The organism is Pseudomonas sp. P4_C3 (assembly GCF_056402075.1).
The window spans coordinates 1-1,897 of record NZ_JBFUIC010000534.1 but is presented as its reverse complement, the minus strand read 5'-3'; the positions used below and the strand labels follow the sequence as shown (position 1 = coordinate 1,897).

Annotated in this window: 1 protein-coding gene; it reads right to left on the bottom strand. The window is 59.8% G+C overall.

Going from position 1 to position 1,897, the window contains the following annotated elements; all coding sequences use genetic code 11:
• Positions 1 to 1,897, bottom strand: a 1,897-nt coding sequence (locus AC1DVH_RS30290) for a 2-oxoglutarate dehydrogenase E1 component (protein ID WP_477756893.1), incomplete at both ends; no start/stop codon positions are given.

The window sequence follows — 1,897 nt, the reverse complement described above, 5'->3', positions numbered from 1 at the left end:
GAGTCGTACAGGTCAAAACGCGGCTGACCGTCGTACAGGTTCTGCAGCGGGATGTAGGTGCCCGCGTCTTTCTGGTTGTGCAGGACAGCATGGCGGTGCGAGAACGTACCGCGGCCGATGTCCTGACCCGTCATGCGAATCGGGTGGCCTTCGAACGCCAGGGTCGCGTACGCCATGGTTTCGGCGTAACCCCAGTTGATCGGCAGGCCGCCGGCTTGCATCTTCTGGCGGTCTTCGTAGATCTTGGCAACCTGGCGCTGAACCACGAAGCCTTCCGGGATTTCCAGCAGCTTGGCGGACAGTTCCTGCAAGGTCTTGAGGTCGAAACGCGTGTCGTGACGCGCGGTCCAGGCGTGACCCAGGTATGGGCGCCAGTCCACGAACAACTCTTTGTTCGGCTCCTTGACCAGGCTCTTCACTACGTGCAGACCGTTGTCCAGCGCGTTGCGGTATTCGTCGACTTTCGCCTGAACACGCTCTGCGTCCAGCACACCGCTCTGGGTCAGACGATCGGCATACAGCTCACGGGTGGTGCGCTGTTTGGTGATCTGCTGATACATCAGAGGCTGGGTGCCACTAGGTTCGTCGGCTTCGTTGTGGCCGCGACGACGGTAGCAGAACATGTCGATTACCACGTCACGCTTGAACTGCATGCGGTAGTCGATGGCCAGCTGCGTCACGAACAATACGGCTTCCGGATCATCGCCATTCACATGGAGGATCGGCGCCTGGATCATTTTCGCAACGTCGGTCGCGTACTCGGTGGAACGAGCGTCCAGCGGGTTGCTGATGGTGAAACCGACCTGGTTGTTGATCACGATGTGCACGGTACCGCCGGTTTTGAAACCGCGGGTCTGCGACATCTGGAAGGTTTCCATGACCACGCCCTGACCTGCGAATGCAGCGTCACCGTGGATGGAGATCGGCAGAACCTTCTCACCGGTCGGGTCGTTGCGACGATCCTGACGGGCGCGAACCGAACCCTCGACCACCGGGGAAACGATTTCCAGGTGGGACGGGTTGAACGCCATCGCCAGGTGAACTTCACCGCCAGTGGTCATCACGTTGGACGAGAAGCCCTGGTGGTATTTGACGTCACCGGAACCCAGCTCGACCTTCTTCTTGCCTTCGAACTCGTCGAACAACTCGCGCGGGTTCTTGCCGAAGGTGTTGACCAGCACGTTCAGACGGCCACGGTGGGCCATGCCGATGACGATTTCCTTGGTGCCGTAGGAACCGGAACGCTGGATCAGCTCGTCGAGCATCGGAATCAGGCTCTCGCCGCCTTCCAGACCGAAACGCTTGGTACCCGGGTATTTGGTGCCCAGGTATTTTTCCAGGCCTTCGCCGGCGGTCACGCGCTCGAGCAGGTGGCTCTTGATGTCGGCGGAGTACGTCGGACGACCGCGCACGCTTTCCAGACGCTGCTGGAACCACTGGCGCTGCTCGGAATCGGTGATGTGCGTGAATTCAGCGCCGATGGTGCGGCAATATGTCTGCTGCAACGCTTCGTGAATTTCGCGTAGGCTCGCTTCCTCTTTGCCGATGAACAGGTCGCCGGCACGGAAGGTCGTATCAAGATCGGCATTGGTCAAGCCGTAATGATTGATCGACAGGTCTGCAGGTGCAGGACGCTGCCACAGTCCCAGCGGGTCAAGCTGGGCTGCCTGGTGGCCACGCATACGGTAGGCCTGGATCAATCGCAGCACTTCAACTTGCTTCTTCTCGTGCTCACTGCTCACGCTGCCGGCGGAAACCGGTTGGGCGCGGCGCTGGTTCTTTGCCAGCAAGACGAAATGATCGCGAATTGTGGAGTGCGAAACATCGGTGGCAGTGTTGCCGTCAGCAGGCAACTTCTGGAAGTAGGTGCGCCACTCTTCTGGCACAGCGTTAGGGT